The 18,788-nt window shown below is 68.4% G+C and carries 18 protein-coding genes; 9 read left to right on the top strand and 9 right to left on the bottom strand.

Annotation, left to right across the window (positions count from 1 at the left end; genetic code table 11):
* Positions 1-11 precede the first annotated feature (11 nt).
* On the bottom strand, positions 12-1,427 hold the full coding sequence (locus Acor_RS09495) for an amidase (RefSeq protein ID WP_155336192.1): 1,416 nt from the start codon (positions 1,425-1,427) through the stop codon (positions 12-14).
* Between the two features lie 279 nt (positions 1,428-1,706).
* Between Acor_RS09495 and Acor_RS09490 the strand changes: the two genes are divergently transcribed.
* From Acor_RS09490 to Acor_RS09480, 3 genes are all read left to right on the top strand, one after another.
* Positions 1,707-2,387, top strand: a complete 681-nt coding sequence (locus tag Acor_RS09490) for a nuclease-related domain-containing protein (RefSeq protein ID WP_246238529.1) — start codon at positions 1,707-1,709, stop codon at positions 2,385-2,387.
* Between the two features lie 132 nt (positions 2,388-2,519).
* Positions 2,520-4,358, top strand: coding sequence for a dihydroxy-acid dehydratase (gene ilvD / locus Acor_RS09485; RefSeq protein ID WP_155336190.1), 1,839 nt, complete (start codon positions 2,520-2,522; stop codon positions 4,356-4,358).
* Positions 4,359-4,410: 52 nt separating this feature from the next.
* A complete protein-coding gene (locus tag Acor_RS09480; protein ID WP_155336189.1) occupies positions 4,411-4,893 on the top strand; it encodes a helix-turn-helix transcriptional regulator in 483 nt (160 codons plus the stop codon).
* Positions 4,894-4,935: 42 nt separating this feature from the next.
* Here Acor_RS09480 and Acor_RS09475 read toward each other — a convergent pair whose 3' ends face one another.
* The 3 genes from Acor_RS09475 to Acor_RS09465 are packed head-to-tail and all read right to left on the bottom strand — an operon-like array spanning position 4,936 to position 6,552.
* Complete coding sequence (locus Acor_RS09475) at positions 4,936-5,154, bottom strand: FmdB family zinc ribbon protein (protein ID WP_155336188.1); 219 nt, start codon at positions 5,152-5,154, stop codon at positions 4,936-4,938.
* Positions 5,155-5,171: 17 nt separating this feature from the next.
* Positions 5,172-6,011 (bottom strand): GNAT family N-acetyltransferase, encoded by an 840-nt coding sequence (locus Acor_RS09470; RefSeq protein WP_155336187.1) that lies wholly within the window; start codon positions 6,009-6,011, stop codon positions 5,172-5,174.
* Positions 6,012-6,042: 31 nt separating this feature from the next.
* On the bottom strand, positions 6,043-6,552 hold the full coding sequence (locus Acor_RS09465; protein WP_155336186.1) for an HNH endonuclease: 510 nt from the start codon (positions 6,550-6,552) through the stop codon (positions 6,043-6,045).
* A 324-nt stretch (positions 6,553-6,876) separates the two neighbouring features.
* Here Acor_RS09465 and Acor_RS09460 point away from each other — a divergent pair, with 324 nt between their 5' ends.
* Complete coding sequence (locus Acor_RS09460) at positions 6,877-8,946, top strand: prolyl oligopeptidase family serine peptidase (protein WP_155336185.1); 2,070 nt, start codon at positions 6,877-6,879, stop codon at positions 8,944-8,946.
* 113 nt (positions 8,947-9,059) lie between these two features.
* Here Acor_RS09460 and purU read toward each other — a convergent pair whose 3' ends face one another.
* Positions 9,060-9,908: a formyltetrahydrofolate deformylase gene (gene purU / locus Acor_RS09455; protein WP_155336184.1), complete on the bottom strand. Its 849-nt coding sequence runs from the start codon at positions 9,906-9,908 to the stop codon at positions 9,060-9,062.
* A 116-nt stretch (positions 9,909-10,024) separates the two neighbouring features.
* Here purU and Acor_RS09450 point away from each other — a divergent pair, with 116 nt between their 5' ends.
* Positions 10,025-10,462 (top strand): NUDIX hydrolase, encoded by a 438-nt coding sequence (locus Acor_RS09450; RefSeq protein ID WP_281353188.1) that lies wholly within the window; start codon positions 10,025-10,027, stop codon positions 10,460-10,462.
* 22 nt (positions 10,463-10,484) lie between these two features.
* Here Acor_RS09450 and Acor_RS09445 read toward each other — a convergent pair whose 3' ends face one another.
* Positions 10,485-10,988, bottom strand: coding sequence for a GNAT family N-acetyltransferase (locus tag Acor_RS09445; RefSeq protein WP_155336182.1), 504 nt, complete (start codon positions 10,986-10,988; stop codon positions 10,485-10,487).
* Positions 10,985-12,556, bottom strand: coding sequence for a tetratricopeptide repeat protein (locus Acor_RS09440; RefSeq protein ID WP_155336181.1), 1,572 nt, complete (start codon positions 12,554-12,556; stop codon positions 10,985-10,987). The genes Acor_RS09445 and Acor_RS09440 overlap by 4 nt, the downstream gene beginning before the upstream one ends.
* Positions 12,557-12,881: 325 nt before the next feature.
* Here Acor_RS09440 and Acor_RS09435 point away from each other — a divergent pair, with 325 nt between their 5' ends.
* From Acor_RS09435 to Acor_RS09420, 4 genes are all read left to right on the top strand, one after another.
* Positions 12,882-13,142, top strand: coding sequence for a hypothetical protein (locus tag Acor_RS09435; RefSeq protein ID WP_155336180.1), 261 nt, complete (start codon positions 12,882-12,884; stop codon positions 13,140-13,142).
* A 448-nt stretch (positions 13,143-13,590) separates the two neighbouring features.
* Positions 13,591-14,709, top strand: coding sequence for a mechanosensitive ion channel family protein (locus Acor_RS09430; protein WP_246238528.1), 1,119 nt, complete (start codon positions 13,591-13,593; stop codon positions 14,707-14,709).
* A gap of 107 nt (positions 14,710-14,816) precedes the next feature.
* Positions 14,817-15,194: a globin gene (locus Acor_RS09425; protein ID WP_155336179.1), complete on the top strand. Its 378-nt coding sequence runs from the start codon at positions 14,817-14,819 to the stop codon at positions 15,192-15,194.
* Positions 15,195-15,224: 30 nt separating this feature from the next.
* On the top strand, positions 15,225-16,730 hold the full coding sequence (locus Acor_RS09420) for a glycoside hydrolase family 13 protein (RefSeq protein ID WP_155336178.1): 1,506 nt from the start codon (positions 15,225-15,227) through the stop codon (positions 16,728-16,730).
* Here Acor_RS09420 and Acor_RS09415 read toward each other — a convergent pair.
* Together Acor_RS09415 and ettA are read right to left on the bottom strand one after the other, a co-directional pair.
* Positions 16,720-17,109: an acyl-CoA thioesterase gene (locus Acor_RS09415; RefSeq protein ID WP_218034197.1), complete on the bottom strand. Its 390-nt coding sequence runs from the start codon at positions 17,107-17,109 to the stop codon at positions 16,720-16,722. The genes Acor_RS09420 and Acor_RS09415 overlap by 11 nt on opposite strands.
* A 10-nt stretch (positions 17,110-17,119) precedes the next feature.
* A complete protein-coding gene (ettA, locus tag Acor_RS09410; protein WP_155336177.1) occupies positions 17,120-18,784 on the bottom strand; it encodes an energy-dependent translational throttle protein EttA in 1,665 nt (554 codons plus the stop codon).
* Between the last annotated feature and the right edge of the window lie 4 nt (positions 18,785-18,788).

Below are 18,788 nucleotides of genomic sequence, written 5' to 3'. Positions count from 1 at the left end.
TCACATATTTCCTAGTCCCAGATCTGCGGCCTGCGGTCCCCCCAGAATCCGCCCACAGCGGCTTCCACCTGGGACGACAGCGAGATCAGAGTGCCCTCGTCGCCGTACCGGCCGGAAAGCATGACGCCAATGGGCAGGCCCTCGGGAGTCCAATAGAGCGGCAAATTCACGGCCGGTTGGCCGCTGACATTGCTCGTGGCGGCAAAAGGAGCGAAAGCCTTCATTCGCTCGAAAGTCTCCTTGGGGTCGTCGACGTCCTCGAACCAGCCGACCGGGGGCGGGGGCTGGGTGACGGTGGGGGTGAGGACGGCGTCGTACTCGTCGGTGACCAGCAGCGCGAAGCGGGTGGCGAGCTGGAGCGCCGACTGGGCCTTCAGGAAGTCGGGGGCGGGCGTGGCGAAGCCGCGCTCACGCAGCCAGGCGGTCAGCGGGCGCAGCTGGGATTCCAGTTGCTCTGCGACCGGGTGCATGCAGGCGAAGGCGAACCACATGCGCTCGAACTCGGGCACCATGTCCGGGCCGAACGGCGACGGGATGTCGACCACGTCGTGCCCGAGGCCCGCCAGGACGGCGGACGCGCTCTCGTAGGCGGCGCGGACCTCCGGGTGCACCTCGGCGTCCTGGACGACCGGGTCGATGTAGCGGGCGATGCGGAGGCGGCCGGGGTCGCGGCCGACGTAGGCGGTGAACGAGCCCAGCACGGGCGGGGGCGCGTAGTAGAGATCGCCCGGGTTGTTGTGGGCCATCACGTCCAGCAGCGCGGCGGCGTCCGCGACGTCCCGGGCGATCGGGCCGTTCGTCGACAGGCCCGCCAGATCCGGGACGATCGGGGCGAACGAGATGCGGCCCCGGCTGGGCTTGATGCCGTACAGACCGCACATGGAGGCCGGGATGCGGATCGACCCCGCTCCGTCACTGCCGTGCGCGGCGGGCGCGAGCCCGGCAGCCACGGCCGCCGCGGCACCCCCGCTGGAACCACCCGCCGACCTGGTCACATCCCATGGGGTGCGGGCCGGCGGGCCGATCGAGGTCTCGGTGTAACACGGCAAACCAAACTCTGGCGTACTGGTCTTACCCAGCATGATCGTGCCGGCGTCCCGCAGGCGTTCCACCACGCTGTCGTCGACCGGCGCAACGAACCCGTCGTACGTGGCAGAACCGAAGTGGATCGGCACATCCTTCACCAGATTGAGATCCTTGATCGGAATCGGCACGCCGAACAGCGGACGCTTCGCCGGATCCTGCTTCTCCAGCTGTCGTGCCTGGTCAAGTGCCCTCTCACCGACCACGGTGACATAGGCCCCGACCGCCTCGCCATGCCGGTCGATACGGTCCAGATAATGCTCAGTGATCTCCACCGGGGACAGTTCACGGTTTCGTACGGCCGCCGCCAACGCCAACGCGGTAAGGTCATGAATGCTGGTCACGCTACTGAACGGTAAGCGGCGGGCGCGGAGATATCTAGAGATGGTTCCCACAAATGGCCCATGCGAATCGGCAGAAGCGGGCCACAAAAGTATGAACCAGGCAACACTAGGCAACCTGTTGGCGGCTCAACTACCGTGAGTGACGTGGATACCGGTCTAGCGCCCGATGAGGGTCACGATACGTCACCGATCTGGGTGAGCGATCGTGAACGAGCCTCGACGCGACCCGAAGAGCCCGCGTCGACGTATGCGCCCGTAGAGCGCGCATCCCTGCAGAGCATGCTCAACCAGCCCAAATACCAGCATCTGAGGCGCCGTGCCCTGATCGCTGTAGCGGCCGGAGTCGTCTTCGGCGTGCTGCTGATGAGCTGGCGCGTCGGCCTCACCGCCGCGATTCTCGCGGCCATCGCGGACACCGTCTATCGGGCCAGGACCCAGTCGTCGGTCCCCGCCTGGCGGCGTCCTTCGGTGGCCGAGCGGCGGACCGAGGGCCAGCTCAAGAAGTTGGAACGTGGCGGCTACAAGACTCTGCACGCCCGCGCCATCCCCAACAGCGACGCCCAGATCGACCATCTGGTCGTCGGGCCGACGGGGGTGTACGCGGTCGACTCCGAGAAGTGGGACAGACGGCTGCCCGTGCGCGTGCAGTCGCACCGCAAGCTGTTCCACGGCCCCTTCAACCAGAAACCCCGGCTGGACGAGGCGCGCTGGGAGGCGAATCAGGCCAGCGACCTGATCACCCAGGCACTCGGCCGCGAGGTCACGGTCGTGCCGTCCCTGGCGATCTACGGCCCGGCCATCCCGTGGCGGATCCTCAACATCCGGGACGTGGACGTCTTCTCCGGCGGCCTGGTCCGCAAGTGGATCACCAAACGGGAGAAGTCCCTGACCACGGACGAGATCGACTCGATCTACCAGGCCGCGGCCAGCGTCCTGCCGGCGCGCTACGGCGACGGCTGACCCCTTTCCGATCGGTACGGCCCGCGTCACCCGGCGTGGGCCGTACCGCTTGGTGGGACGGAAGTCTCAACGACTGGGCGGTGGTCGTAGCATGGGGAGACTCAAACGTCGTCTTCCGATGGGAGTCCGGCCATGCCCGCCCTCAGGTCTCGTACGGTCACTCACGGCAGGAACATGGCCGGGGCCAGAGCCCTGCTCCGGGCGACCGGGGTAGCCGGCAGCGATCTCGGCAAGCCGATCATCGCGGTCGCCAACAGCTTCACCCAGTTCGTCCCCGGCCACGTGCACCTGCGCGAAGTCGGCGACGTGGTGGCCGGCGCCATCCGCGAGGCGGGCGCGATCCCGCGCGAGTTCAACACGATCGCCGTGGACGACGGCATCGCGATGGGCCACGGCGGCATGCTCTACTCGCTGCCGTCCCGGGAACTGATCGCCGACTCGGTCGAGTACATGGTGAACGCGCACTGCGCGGACGCGCTGATCTGCGTCTCCAACTGCGACAAGATCACCCCCGGCATGCTGCTGGCCGCGTTCCGGCTGAACATCCCCACCATCTTCGTCTCCGGCGGCCCGATGGAGGCCGGCAAGACGGCCGGCCGCAAGCTGGACCTGATCGACCCGATGATCGCCGCCGCCGACGACAGCGTCTCCGACGCCGAGCTGCTGGAGATGGAGGAGAACGCCTGCCCGACCTGCGGCTCGTGCAGCGGCATGTTCACCGCCAACTCGATGAACTGCCTGGCCGAGGCGATCGGCCTGGCGCTGCCCGGCAACGGCACCATCCTGGCCACCCACCTGGCCCGCAAGAAGCTGTTCCAGGACGCCGGCCGGCAGCTGGTGGAGATCACCCGGCGCTACTACGAGGACGACGACGAGAGCGTGCTGCCGCGCAGCATCGCCACCAAGGACGCCTTCGAGAACGCGATGGCGCTGGACGTGGCCATGGGCGGCTCGACCAACACGATCCTGCACATCCTGGCCGCGGCCCGCGAGGCCGAGGTCGACTTCGGCCTCAAGGAGATCAACGAGATCTCGCTGCGGGTGCCGTGCCTGTGCAAGGTCGCCCCGGCGACCGCGAAGTACCACGTCGAGGACGTGCACCGGGCCGGCGGCATCCCCGCCATCCTGGGCGAACTGGACCGGGCCGGCCTGATCCACCGGGACGCGCTGACCGTCAACGGCGGCACCATGAGCGACCTGCTGGCCCAGTGGGACGTGAAGTCGCCGACCGCGCTGCCGGAGTCGGCCGAGCTGTGGCACGCCGCGCCCGGGAACATGCGGACGGTGAAGCCGTACTCGCAGAGTGCGCGCTGGGACTCCCTGGACCTGGACCGGGCCGAGGGCTGCATCCGCGACGCCGAGCACGCCTACACCCGCGACGGCGGCCTGGCCGTGCTGTACGGCAACATCGCCGTCGAGGGCTGCATCGTGAAGACCGCAGGCGTGGACGAGTCGATCTGGCGCTTCACCGGCCCCGCCGTGGTCTTCGAGTCGCAGGAGGACGCGGTGGAGGGCATCCTCGGCAATCGCGTCAAGGCGGGCGACGTCGTGGTGATCCGGTATGAGGGGCCGAAGGGCGGCCCCGGCATGCAGGAGATGCTCTACCCGACCTCCTTCCTCAAGGGCAGGGGCCTGGGCAAGGCCTGCGCGCTGGTCACCGACGGCCGCTTCTCCGGCGGCACCTCGGGGCTGTCGATCGGGCACGCCTCGCCCGAGGCGGCGGAGGGCGGCACCATCGCGCTGGTCCAGGACGGCGACCTCATCGAGATCGACATCCCGGGCCGCTCGATCGAGCTCAAGGTCAGCGAGGCCGATCTGGCGGCCCGCCGGAAGAGCCTGCTCGCCGAGCTCGGCCGCTACCGGCCGCGCCACCGCGACCGGCCGGTCACCGCGGCGCTGCAGGCGTACGCGGCGCTGACCACGTCGGCGTCGACGGGCGCGTCCCGGGATCTGTCCCAGCTGTCGCGCTAGTCCTCAAGCACGCGTTCGAAAAATGTCAGTGCCGCTCGGTAAAATCTGAGGTATGGCCAACGTCATTAGGCACACCGGGTCGTTGACGACCGCCGAACTCGCCGCGCTCGCGCTCTCGCTCGCCCACCTGGGCGCGGGCCCGCAGTCCGTGACCGCCCGTCGCGGGCTCCGGCACGCATTCGAACACCTGGACCTCGACGACGACGTGATCGCGACGACCCTGTCCACCCTGACCACTCCGATGCCCCCCGACGTGGCCCGGCGCGCCCGCGCGGTCGCCGGCGCCATCACCACCCGCCAGGTGGTCCGCATCCAGTATCTGGACGCCGGGTCCGCCCTCAGCGTCCGCGACGTGGAGCCCGTGACCTGCCTGGTCCACCGCGACTACTGGTATCTGGTCGGCTGGTGCCGGCTCCGGCGCGGCATCCGGGCCTTCCGGTTCGACCGGATCGTGTCGGTCGAGCCGACCGACATCCCGTCCCGCCCGCACCTGCCCGAGCGGTATTTACCCTTCCAGCGACGCAAGGTCGCCTGAGGATCCCTGGGCCGGGCGCTTCTCCCGCGCCCGGCGCAGCGGTCAGCCGCAGCAGCCGCCCCCGCAGCAGCCACCGCCGCCACCGGAAGCGCGCGGTGCGCTCGCTGACGCGGCGCCGCCCATCACCGCCACGGTGGACAGCAGCTTCACCGTGTCGTCGTGCCCGTCCGGGCAGGTCGCCGGCGCGTTGGCCTCGGCCATCGGCCGGTTCAGCTCGAACGTGGAACCACAGGATCGGCACCGAAAGTCATAGCGAGGCATAGCCGCATCATAAACGGTCAGCCGAACGAGATCGTCGCGTAGTCGGCTACCGGGACATAGCCGATCGCTTGATAGATCGAGTTCGAGACCGGGTTGGAGAGGTCGGCGAAGAGCAGGACCTCGGTGGCGCCCTCGTCGATGGCCTTACGGGTGGCGGCGTAGGTGACCGCGGAGCCGTAGCCGTGGCGGCGGAACTCCGGGGGTGTGTACACCGGCCCGATCCTGGACATGCCGGAGATGGGGGTGGACACGCCCGCCAGCGAGACCGGGCGGCCGGCCAGCTCCCACCAGACCAGTTCGTTGCGGTTCAGGCGGGCCGAGACGACCGGGCCTGGGTCGGCCGAGGCGTCCACGTGGGCCTCGTTCTGGAAGGCGCGGAACCAGTGCACGGCGACCGGCAGGTCGTCCGGGGTGGCCACCCGGGCGTGGCCGGGGCCGTACAGGGCGGAGTGGCCGCCGGGGCCGCCTGGGGCGACCAGCGAGGCCAGCCGGTAGAGGCGTTCTGACCGGCGTTCCTTCTCGGGCTGCCACCAGGCGGAGGAGAAGGTGGAGACGGTCTCCACCGGCCCGGTGACGCCGGGCAGTTCACGGCCGCGGTTCACCAGCTGCCCGACCAGGGCGGGCAGCTCGGCGAACGGGGACGCGCCGATCAGCAGTGGGTACGGCGGCGTGTGACATAACGCCCCCCGCACCTCCCCGTGCTCGACGAACCAGCCCATCAAGGGGTCCGAGTACTGGCCGCTCCGGATCCACCGCAGCACGGTCAGCAGGACCGTGTTGCGGACGGGGTCGCGGAGCAGCCAGGGCTCGGCTGCTTCGGCGTAGGCCGACACGTCTGAGGTGAGCGTCCACGTCATGATTCGATTGTGCCCATCCGATCAGCGAGGTTCAGGCCGCTGACTCCGAGAGATAAGGAGCCCACTGCGGATCACCGTCGAATTGTGCCCCAATCAGCCGCCAGTGCGCACCGCGTGGCACGGCTGGGCTGACGCGGAGCGACCACCCGATCTCTTCCAGCAGCTTGTCTGCCTTGCGATGGTTGCAAGGCATACATGAGGCGACGCAATTCTCCCAGGTGTGCGGGCCACCTTTTGATCGTGGGATCACGTGGTCGATGGTCTCGGCCCGCTGCCCGCAGTAGGCGCAGCGGAAATCATCCCGGCGCATCAGCGCCGCCCGCGTGAGCGGGATCCGGGACCGGTACGGAATTCGGATATACCGGCGCAGCCGGATCACGGACGGCACGTCCAGGGTCCGGGTGGCCGATCGGAGAACCGTGCCACGGCCGTCTCGATGGACGACGTCGGCCTTCTCCCGCAGCACCAGGATGATCGCCCGGTGCAGGGAGAGCGTGGTCAGCGGCTCGTAGGTGGCGTTGAGGAGCAGGACTTGGCGCATCAGCCGGCCTCCACGGCAGTCTCGGCGGACTCGGCAGTCAGCCGGAGAGCGGCGAGTCGCAGAGCGACGACTGTGCGCCTACGTTGCGGCCCCACCTGTTGGGACTCGGGTGTTTCCTTCACGAAGACCTCCGCCGGACGGTCCAGCGGATGGTCACCACGGCACCGTCCTCAACCAAAGTGTGGCCTTTGCGATGACCTGTCCGCCACCCCATAACCTGGGCGACTGATACGCCTGGTGCTCTTTATGCCCCGGCGATCATCTTTTTACTCCCCGGCTTTAGGGGGTACGAGTCTGTCGGTGGGCTGCCCTAAAGTGCGTGACATGACGCGACCGCCTTACCCACCGGCTCCCCGGTCCGAGATCGTCGATGACCTGCACGGCAAACTCGTGCCCGATCCTTACCGGTGGCTGGAGGATCCGGACGCGCCCGAGGTGAAGGAGTGGCTGGAGGCGCAGGGCGAGCTGTTCGGGCAGGCGGGGCTGGCGGGCCGGGAGCGGTTCCGCGGGCGGGTCGAGGAACTGCTGAAGTCGGGCTCGATCGGGGCGCCGACCTGGCGCGGAAGTAGACACTTCTTCATGCGGCGCACGCCCGAGCAGGAGCACGCGGTCCTCTACGTGGTCGACGAGGCCGGCGAGCGGCCCCTGATCGACGCGATGGCGCTGGATCCGTCCGGTCTGACCACGCTGGACGCGTGGCAGCCCGACAAGGAAGGGCGGCTGCTGGCCTATCAGATCTCCGTCGGCGGCGACGAGGAGTCCCAGCTCTACGTGCTGGAGATCGAGACCGGCGAGGTGCTGGAAGGCCCGATCGATCGCTGCCGGTACTCTCCGGTCGCCTGGCTGCCCGGTGGCGGGTCTTACTACTACGTCCGGCGGCTGGCTCCGGAGAGCGTGCCGGAGGGCGAGGAGCAGTATCACCGCCGCGTCTACCTGCATGTCCTGGGCGCGCCCGCCGACGACGACACGATGATCTTCGGTGAGGGCCTGGAGAAGACCAACTACTACGGCGTCTCGGTCTCCCGCGACGGCCGCTGGCTGACGATCTCCGCCTCCCGGGGCACCGCTCCGCGCAACGACCTCTGGATCGCCGACCTGGCCTCCTCTCCGGGCGGGGCGCCGGAGCTGGTCACCGTCCAGGAGGACGTGGACGCGCAGACCGGCCTGCACTTCGGCCGGGACGGCAGGCTCTACGTGTTCACCGACCGGGACGCGCCCCGCGGCCGGGTGTGCGTGACCGCGCCGGAGAACCCGGCCCACGAGCACTGGCGGGACCTGATCCCGGAGGACGCCGAGGCCGTGCTGAGCGACTTCGCGATCCTCGACGACCTGGCCGAGCCGATCGTGCTGGTGGGCTGGACCCGGCACGCCATCTCCGAGATCTCGGTGCACCGCCTCGCGGACGGCGCCAGGACCGGCTCAGTCCCCACCCCCGGCCTCGGCACCATCGGCGGCATCTCGGAGCGCCCTGAGGGCGGCTACGAGGCCTGGTTCGGCTACACCGACAACACCACCCCGCCGACGATCCAGCACTTCGACGCCAGAACCGGCGAGACGACCCTCTGGGCGGCCTCCCCCGGCTCGGTGGAGGTCCCCCCGGTCCGGACCGAGCACGTCGTCTACCACTCCGCCGACGGCACCGAAGTGCACATGCTGGTCATCTCCCCTGTCGACGGCTCCGGGCCGCGCCCGACCATCCTGAACGGCTACGGCGGCTTCGGCATCTCGATGACGCCCGGCTACTCGGCCTCCGTGCTGACCTGGGTCGAGGCGGGCGGCGTCTACGCGATCGCGCAGCTGCGCGGCGGCGGCGAGCAGGGCGAGGAGTGGCACCGGGCCGGCATGTTCGGCAACAAGCAGAACGTCTTCGACGACATGCACGCCGCGGCGGAGCACCTGATCGCCACCGGCGTGACCACCTCCGGCCAGCTGGCCATCTCCGGCGGCTCCAACGGCGGCCTGCTGGTCGGCGCGGCCCTCACCCAGCGCCCGGAGCTGTACGCGGCGGTCGCGTGCTCCGCGCCGCTGCTGGACATGATCCGCTACGAGCTGTTCGGTCTCGGCGCGACCTGGAACGTGGAGTACGGCTCGGCCGAAGTGCCGGAGGAGTTCGCCGCGCTGCTGGCCTACTCGCCGTATCACAATGTCCGGCACGGCGTGGACTACCCGGCGACGCTGTTCACCGTGTTCGCCTCCGACACGCGGGTGCATCCGCTGCACGCCTGGAAGATGGCCGCCGCCCTGCAGCACGCGACCTCCTCCGACCGCCCGATCCTGCTCCGCAACGAGAGCGAGGCCGGGCACGGGGCCCGCTCGGTCAGCAAGACGGTGGCGCTGGCCGCCGACCAGCTGGCCTTCCTCGCCACCCATACGGGTCTGGCGCGCGAGGAGTAACCCGGGGTTGGTGCACAGGTCGTCGTTCCAGTTCGAAGCGGGCAGCTTCTGCCTCGAACTGGAGCGTCACCGGCGGCCGGGGCGGTAGCCCGCGCCCGCACTTCGGCAGCTGACTACCGGGGGAAGATAACGGTCTTGTGGCCGTCCAGGAGGACCCGGTGCTCGGCGTGCCAGCGGACCGCGCGGGCCAGGGCCTGGCATTCGAGATCCTTGCCGATGGCGACCAGATCGGTGGCCGAGTGGGTGTGGTTCACCCGGGCCACCTCCTGCTCGATGATCGGGCCCTCGTCCAGATCGGCCGTGACGTAGTGGGCGGTGGCCCCGATGAGCTTGACCCCCCGGGCGTGGGCCTGGTGGTAGGGCTTGGCGCCCTTGAACGACGGCAGGAACGAGTGGTGAATGTTGATCACCCGGCCGGACAGCTTGCCGCACAGATCCTCGGAGAGCACCTGCATGTAGCGGGCCAGCACCACCAGATCGGCCCGGTAGTGGTCGACCAGCGTGAGAATGTCGCCTTCCTGGCGGGTCTTCGTCTCCGGCGTCACCGGCAGATGGTGGTAGTCGATCCCGTACGACTGCGTGAGCGGCCGCAGATCAGGATGATTGGACGCCACCGCCACCACCTCGATGTCGAGCAGCCTCGACCGCACCCGGTAGAGCAGATCGTTCAGGCAGTGGTCGAACTTGCTCACCAGCACCAGCACCCGGGGCTTCACCGCCCGGTCGAAAAGTTGTAGCTCCATCCGGAATTCGGTGGCGAGCGCCGCGAACGCGGCCCGCAGCTCGTCCATCGGCGCCTCGCCGACGAACTGCACCCGCATGAAGAACCGATCCGCCTCCGGATCGCCGAACTGCTGGCTCTCGGTGATGTTGCACCCGCGCCCGGCCAGTAACCCGGAGACGGCCGCGACCACCCCGGGCCGGTCGGGGCAGGACAGGGTCAGCACATATTCGGCGTTCATCTGGATTCCTTGGCCGCGCGTATCCATCGGCTCAGCATGATATCGCTCTTGCCGGATTTCACCGCCCGCGAAGTTCCGGGGATAGGTCGCCCGCGCGGATGGCAGGATTGGCGAACGTGGCTGACTCCCGACCCGCGGCGCGGGTTCTCTGCGTGGACGGTCAGGACCGTGTGCTCCTGCTCCGCTGGCACGACCATGTCAGCGACGTCGTGTTCTGGGAGCCGCCGGGCGGCGGCATCGAACCGGGCGAGACGCCGCTGGAGGCGGCCCGCCGCGAGCTCGCCGAGGAGACCGGGCTGCCCGGCGGCAATGTGCTTGACCAGTGGATTCCGGTCGAACGGGACTATGTCTGGTTAGGCGTGCACTACATCAAGACCGAGCCGTTCTTCCTGGCCCGGTTCGACGGCACCCCCGATGTCGCCTCAACCGAGCTCACCCCCGAGGAGCACGGCACCTACCGCGGCCACGCCTGGCATTCCCGGGCCGACCTGGCCGCGCTCCCCGAGCCGGTCGAGCCCCCGAACCTGCTCGCCGTTCTCGACCATTTACTGTGAAATCCCGAGAAACTTTCATCCATTACCGGATGAATTGACCAGAATTAACCGGGATTAGTGATTTTTCGCCGTACAGCACGACGGCGTCGCCGCGAACCTCGCGGCTGAGTTCGCGCCAGCCGTACTTGCGGTAGAGCTCGATCGCCGCCCCCTGCTGCAGGGTGGTGTCCCCGCGCAGGAGGCTGTAACCCAGTTCACAGGCCCGTTGTTCGAGCAGTTCCAGGACTTGCGCGCCATAGCCGCGCCGCTGAAACTCCGGATGCACCCGCAATCGGCACATTTCCGCCGTTTCATCATCCAAACGGCGTAATCCGCCCATCGCGACGATCCGGCCGCCCGGCACCTCGCCGACCAGGAACTCGCCCCGGTCGGCCAGATAGACCTCAGTGATCCGCGGGAAATCGTCCTCGTAGTAGACGCCGTCGCCGGGCACCAGCCCCACTTGGGCAAGGCTGATCTGGTGCAGCGCCCAGATCGCGTCCAGATCGGACCAGCGATAGCGCCGCACCCGTAACGGGTAGCTCATAAACCCCCCACCAGGTCACCCAGGTCCAGCTGGGCCCGATCCAGTGCGACGGTCCTGAGCCGGTCCAGTCCCTTGACCTCGCCGTGCTTGCTGGTGACGCCGTTGATCAGCTCGGTCACCCGGGCGATCACCAGTTCGGTGCGGTGGATCTTCTCGATCATCTCCAGCGCCTTCACGGCCAGGCCCACGGCCTCTTCGGGGTCGCCCTCGATGAGCCGGCACTGGGCCAGGTCGAGCCGGATGAGCGTCTGGTCCAGCGGCTCGCCCTCGTACTGCCCGAGAGCCTGCTCCAGCACGACGTCGGCCTCCAGCGTCTCACCGAGCCGGACCAGCACGTCACCCTGGTAGAAGTAGAGCTGCCGCTCGGTGTAGCCGAACGCGGTGTCCTCCTGCTCGGAGGGCACCATCTGGGAGAACGCGGTGCGGGCCCGGGACAGCGCGCGCTTGGCCTGGTCGACCACGTCCTTCTTCTGGCCGTTGCTGCCGGCCAGCATGGCCAGCGCCCTGGCCTCCACCACCGGAGCCATGGTCTTCGCCGCACAGGGCGTCTGACCGGCCATGTCCCGGCTCTTCTTGGCCAGCGTGAGCGCCTCGCGCGGGTCGCCGTAGTACAGCGGCACGAGCGCCTCGCGGGCCACCACCCAGGCGCGCAGCGCGCGGTCGCCCGTCTCGTCGGCGGCCGTCCGCCCGGTGCGGAAGAAGGACCGCGCCAGCCGGTGGTCGCCCAGATCGATCATGATCATGCCGCACAGCCCGGAGAGCTGCGCCGCCATCCGGCAGAGCCGCTCCTGCAGGTCGACCGGCTGACGCCGTTCCATCGCCTTGCGCACCGCCGCGAATTCCAGCAGCACGTCGCAGAGCAGCCGGAGCGGCGGAGTGTTCATATATTGGCGGCCGAAGCCGATCGTGGATTCCTCCCACTGATCGAGCATCGCGGGAGAGACGGTAGCCGACACCATGGTGTCGTCCATCCGCCGCCTGATGTTCTCAACCGCACCAAGGACCTGACCGTCCAGGCTTACCGAGGTGCCGGCGAGGAGCTTCAACAGCGTCCTCCGTAGCACGTTCTCGTCCTCCTCGCCCCCGCCCGTTGAGGGGTCGCCGCCGTCCGAGAGGATCAGCAGCTCGCGCGAGACGGGGGATGTGTCGGATCTTCCGTCCTGCAGGTCGCCGCCGCGGACGACGCCCGGCATGCGGTGACCATGACCGCAGATGCAGGGGCCGTCGTAGCCGAGGGCGACCGGTTCGACCCGGTAGACGCAGCACAGGTAATGGAGGTATTCGGGCCCGGGGCGTTTGAGTCCGGACTCGTACGCGGACAGCAGCGTTTCCCCGATTCCCGGGATCGCTTTCCCGTCCCGCTCGAAAAGGGCGCGCACCTGCTCGATTACGTCGGCGAGCGCGATGCCGTTCGAGAGCCGATGGGATTTGATCCGGGTCGTGCCGAACAGCGGCGAGCAGGTCTCGAAGATCTCTTCGGCGACGCTCGCCAGACTCCGCCCGGCGGCCAGGCCTCGGGCCCGGACCCGCCTCGCGGTCTCCGTCTCCTTGTGTTGCCTGCCGGACATACCGGCCCCTCTCTCGTGGCCAGCCGTACGCGCCGCCCACATGTCCCGACCGGTCCTCATCTGCTGACTCAGCGTAACCTTCAGGTTGCACTGCGCCCAGACAAATGATGGACCAGGTTTGCCCGGCCCGGTGTCACTGTCGAACGTGCTGATTAAGGATCGTCCACCCCTGGGCTGTTTCTTTCAACCCACTTGGTGTTAACCGCATCCAGAGCTGCCTTTCCGCTTCGTTGACCGGTGCGGCCCAGTAAGTCATCTTGGGCCAACCAGCACCGAAAGGCAGAGCCGCAAATCACCGCAAGAAACCCGAAAAGGAGGACTAACGGTGGGGGAGGACGATTTCGGGCATCTGGAGCGTCTTGCTTCAGAGCTCGGCACCCGGGGACTTCACGCGCGGGTGGTGCACAGCCCGACGGGCCGTGCCTTCGTCCGCGTGATCAACCCGAATGCGACCAGTCTCACCGAGAACGTCGTCTGCAAGGCGGCGGACTATTGGTGGTCCTGGGGGGAGCGAATGCACCGGGCGGACGATCCGGCCGGTGCCGCGACAAAGGTCGCACGTGTGCTCGCCGCGGTAGGCGAATAACAGAATGATCGCAACAATCGCGATGGACCAGGTGAAGCGCAGTCACCTCGGCACATCGCGGTCACCGCGGCTCCACGGGGCCGGCGGGACGCCCGGTGCGGAACGTTCCCTGGAACGTTGCGGCGTCCCGCCGGCCCTGACACCAGCGGATCTGATCGGCACTGGTACTTGAATCTCGTGGGCCCTCGGGTCCACGCAGTCTCGGGTACGGCTCCGGCGCGGGGCCGTACCCGGCTGGCTGTCGACCGGCACGGGTGACCGGGCCGGTCGACCATCGGGGGGATCCCCCTCCCGGAGAACGGTTCGGGATGTGCTTCCGGGTGCACGTCCCTGCCCTGCCAGTCGTCACAGAAGTGTCGGCCCCCGCCCTCCGCGGCCCGGGTTCCGGCGCTTACGTCTCCCCGGCGTAATGTGACGTTGGCCGGTTTGCTCGGCAATATGGTTTAGGTTGACCTGCGTTGACCTGACCAGCGCCGAACGAACTGATCCGAGGGGGATCCACCTCGTGTTCCTGCTCTCCCCGAGCCCGAGCCCGACACCCAGTCTCAGCCCCAGCGTGGTGCCAAGCCTGTCCCCCAGCCCCACCCCGAGCCCGACCTCGTTCATCAATTTCGACCAGGCACACCAGAACCTGGTGGAGGCGTGTTCGAAAGGCGACGGGTTGATCTGCCCTCTCCTGAACACCTTGCTCCCCCCGCGGGCCGCTTACCCCACCTGGATTCAGCTGGTCGCCGGCGTGGCGGACGTCATCCTGATCATCGTGTTGATCCTGGTAGCGGCCCTGGTGATCAGGAAGATCGCACACCGGCTCATCACCCGGGCCACCCTGCGAGCCGCCGAGGGCGTGCTGCCGGACCGGCTCCGCCGGGCCACCACCCCCGAAGACGCCACCTCCGCCATCCTCAGCGAACGGCGCAGGCAGCGCGGCGACACTTTGGGATCGGTGCTCCGCAGCATCGCCTCGGCCGTGATCCTCGGCACGGCCTTCCTCACCATCGCCACCATGATCGGCCTCCCGATCGCCCCCGTCCTCACCAGCGTCGGCGTCCTGGGCGTCGCGGTCGGCTTCGGCGCCCAGGAACTGGTCAAGGACTTCATCGCGGGCATGTTCATGCTGGTCGAAGACCAGTACGGGGTCGGCGACGTGATCGACACCGGGGTCGCGATCGGCACCGTGGAAGCGGTCACCCTGCGCATCACCCGGCTCCGCGACGCCGACGGCAAGGTCTGGTACGTCAGGAACGGCACCATCACCCGGGTCGGCAACGAGTCCCAGGGCTGGTCGCGGGCGGTCGTCGACGTGCCGGTGGCCTACGACGCGGACGTGATCCGGGTGCAGGAACTGCTGAAGGAGATCGCCACCGAGGTGTGGGAGGACGAGAACTTCCACGACAAGGTGATCGTCGAAGAGCCGCAGGTCTTCGGCATGGAGCAGATCTCCGACTCCGCCGTGATCTTCCGAGTCAGCGTGAAGACCGTGCCCGGCGAGCGCGCCACGGCCGCCCGCGAACTCCGCCGCCGAATCAAGCGCGCCTTCGACGAGCACGGCCTGGTCTTCGCGGCCTGATCTCCTCTGACGGAAGAATCACTACCCGGCAGGAAAATCACCGGGATGAGAATCCTCCCCCGGGGCCCCGCGCCTTTACTGGTCGGTAGCTGTCTTAGGCTGAAACCGTGACCAGCGAGGAGAGTTTCTACGACCTCATCGGGGGCGAGGAGGCGTTCAAGCGCCTAATCCACCGGTTCTACCAGGGTGTGGCGGAGGATCCGCTGCTCCGCCCGCTCTATCCCGAAGAGGACCTCACCGGTGCCGAGGACCGGCTGCGGCTGTTCCTGATCCAGTACTGGGGCGGCCCGACTACCTACAGTCAGGAGCGCGGCCATCCCCGGCTGCGCATGCGGCACGCGCCGTTCGTGATCGGCGAGCCGGAGCGGGACGCGTGGCTCAAGCACATGGGCGACGCGGTGGAGTCCCTGGAGCTGCCGCAGGAGCAGCACGAGAAGCTCTGGAAGTACCTCGTCTACGCCGCCCACAGCCTGATCAACGCATAAGTCTCCGCATCGCGGGGCAGCGAGTGAACCATGGACCAAACCCCCTGGTGGCATGAGGCCGTCGTCTATGAGATCTACGTCCGCAGCTTCGCCGACGTCTCGGGCGACGGCGTCGGCGACCTGGCGGGGGTGCGCTCCCGCCTGCCGTACCTGACGGAACTGGGCGTGGACGCCATTTGGCTGACCCCCTTCTACCGCTCGCCCATGGCCGACGGCGGCTACGACGTGGCCGACTACCGCGACGTGGACCCGCTCTTCGGCGACCTGGCCGAGTTCGACGCGCTGGTGAGCGCCGCGCACGCGGCCGGAATCCGGATCATGGTCGATATCGTGCCCAACCACAGTTCGAGCGCCCACCCGTGGTTCCAGGAGGCGCTGGCGGGCACCGGCCGGGAGCGCTACATGTTCCGGGACAGGCCGAACAACTGGCTGTCGGTGTTCGGCGGCCCCGCCTGGACCAAACTTCCCGACGGGGAGTGGTATCTGCACCTGTTCGCCCCCGAACAGCCGGACTTCAACTGGCACAACCGCGAGGTGCACGAGGAGTTCCTCGACATCCTGCGCTTCTGGCTGGACCGCGGCGTGGACGGCTTCCGCATCGACGTCGCGATGGGCCTGTACAAGGCCGACGGCCTCCCCGACACCGACCCCGGCTTCGGCGCCGCCTCCCCCATCTGGAGCCGCCCCGAAGTGCACGAGGTCTACCGCGAATGGCGCAAGGTCCTGGACTCCTATCCGGGCGACCGGGCCGCCGTCGGCGAGGTCTGGACCGACTCCGCGGAGGACTTAGCCAGATATGTACGTCCCGACGAGCTGCACCAGAGCTTCAACTTCGCCTGGCTGGAGGCCCCCTGGTCGGCCACCGCCTTCCGCAAGGTGATCGACGACACGCTGGCCGCCGTCTCCGCCCCCACCTGGGTCCTCTCCAACCACGACGTCGTCCGCCACGTCACCCGCTACGGCGAAGGCTCACTCAACCCCGCCGCCGGCCCCGCCCGCGCCCGCGCCGCCCTGCTGGCCATGCTGGCGCTCCCCGGTTCGGCATACCTCTACCAAGGGGAGGAACTAGGACTCCCCGAGGTGACGGAAATCCCCCCGGAAGCCCGCCAGGACCCGATCTTCTTCCGCTCCAACGGCGAGATCCCCGGCCGCGACGGCTGCCGCGTCCCCCTCCCCTGGTCCGGTACGGCTCCGCCGTTCGACTTCGGCCCCGGCGGCAGCTGGCTACCCCAACCGGCGGACTGGACCGACCTGACCGCCGAACACCAAGCCACCGACCCGGCCTCGGCCCTGTCCTTCTACCGGCGCGCCCTGGCCACCAGAATGGCCCTGCGCGGCACGCTCCCCGACACAATCGGCTGGCTCCCCGGCCAACCCGACACGCTCTACTTCACCCGGGGTGACCTGATCTGCGCGGTCAACTGCGGCGAGCACCCGGCCACACTGCCGCCCCACCACCAGGTGCTCATCTCCAGCGGCCCCCTCGACGGCGACACGCTGCCGCCGGACACCGCCGCCTGGCTGCTCACCCGGTGAACTTCTCCAGGTAGGCCCGCTCGTCCTCGGTCAGCCGCCGCGGCCTGCCCGCCGCCGGGTCATAGGCCACCATGACCGACCGGGCCGTCACGAAGACCACGTCCTCATCCCGGATCTCGTACGCCAGGGTGAAACGCACCGGGCTGACCTGAGTCACCCAGGTCTCCACCCGTACGGGTTCGGGACGGAACGTCAGCGTCCGCCGGTAGTCGATCTCGTGCCGCGCCACGACCAGCCCGCGGTGCGGCCGGCCGCCCGCCCGGATCGGATCCAGGTAGAGCATGGCCAGCCGCGCGTCCTCCAGGTAGTCGAAGTACCGCACGTTGTTGACGTGCCCCAGCTGATCGATGTCGGCGAACCGGATCTGCCGGGAGAACACATGCCGCACGCTACTCGCGCGTCAGCTTGCGGTAGGTGACCCGATGCGGGCGAGCCGCGTCGGCGCCGAGCCGTTCGACCTTATTCTTCTCGTAGTCCGCGTAGTTGCCCTCGAACCAGAACCAGTTCGAGCCCTCTTCCCAGGCCAGGATGTGGGTGGCGATGCGGTCCAGGAACCACCGGTCGTGCGAGGTGATGACGGCGCAGCCCGGGAAGTCGAGCAGCGCGTTCTCCAGCGAGGAGAGCGTCTCAGTGTCCAGGTCGTTGGTCGGCTCGTCGAGCAGCAGCACGTTGCCGCCCTGCTTGAGGGTGAGCGCCAGGTTGAGCCGGTTCCGCTCGCCGCCGGACAGCACGCCCGCCTTCTTCTGCTGGTCGGGGCCCTTGAACCCGAAGGCCGCGATATACGCCCGGGACGGCATCTCGACGTTGCCGACCTTGATGTAGTCCAGCCCGTCGGAGACGACCTCCCAGACGTTCTTGCCGCCCTCGATCGCGGCGCGGGTCTGGTCGGCGTAGGAGATCTTGACGGTGTCGCCGATGACGATCGAGCCCTTGTCCGGCGCCTCGCTGCCGGTGATCTGGCGGAACAGTGTGGTCTTGCCGACGCCGTTCGGCCCGATCACGCCGACGATGCCGTTGCGGGGCAGGTCGAAGCTGAGGTTGTCCATCAGCAGCCGGTCGTCGAAGCCCTTGGTGAGGTTCTCGGCCCGGATGACCGTGGTGCCCAGGCGCGGGCCCGGCGGGATCTGGATCTCGTCGAAGTCGAGCTTGCGGAACTTGTCCGCCTCGGCGGCCATCTCCTCATACCGCTGGAGACGGGCCTTGCTCTTGGTCTGGCGGGCCTTGGCGTTGGAGCGCACCCACTGGAGCTCATCCTCCAGGCGCTTCTTCCGCTTGGCGTCCTTCTGCCCCTCCACCTTCAACCGGGCGGCCTTGGCCTCCAGGTAGGTGGAGTAGTTCCCCTCGTACGGAAAGCACCGGCCGCGGTCCAGTTCCAGGATCCAGCCGGCCACGTTGTCGAGAAAGTACCGGTCGTGGGTGACGGCCAGCACGGTCCCCGGGTACTTCTCCAGGTGGGACTCCAGCCACTGGACGCTTTCGGCGTCGAGGTGGTTGGTGGGCTCGTCGAGCAGGAGCAGGTCGGGCTGCTCCAGCAGCAGCTTGCACAGCGCGACCCGGCGGCGCTCGCCACCGGACAGGGTGGTGACCGGGGAGTCGGGCGGCGGGCAGCGGAGGGCGTCCATCGCCTGCTCCAGCTGGCTGTCCAGCTCCCACGCGTTGCGGTGGTCGATCTCGTCCTGGAGCTTGCCCATCTCGGTGAGCAGCGCGTCGGTGTAGTCGGTGGCCATCTGCTCGACGATCTCGTTGTAGCGGTCGAGCAGCGCCTTGGTCTCGGCGACGCCCTCCTCCACATTGCCGAGGACGGTCTTCTCCTCGTTCAGCGGCGGCTCCTGCTGGAGCATGCCGACGCTGAAGCCGGGCATCAGCAGGGCTTCGCCGTTGGAGGTGTTCTCGATGCCCGCCATCATCTTGAGCAGAGTGGACTTGCCGGTGCCGTTGGGACCGAGCACGCCGATCTTCGCTCCGGGCAGGAAGGAAAGCGTGACGTCGTCAAGGATCACCTTGTCGCCGACAGCTTTGCGCACACGTCGCATCGTGTAGATGTACTCGGCCATGGGT

The sequence above is a fragment of the Acrocarpospora corrugata genome (assembly GCF_009687845.1).
Taxonomy (GTDB): Bacteria; Actinomycetota; Actinomycetes; order Streptosporangiales; family Streptosporangiaceae; genus Acrocarpospora; species Acrocarpospora corrugata.
The sequence above is the reverse complement of the archived record's forward strand: the minus strand, read 5'-3'. Positions and strand labels throughout refer to the sequence as shown.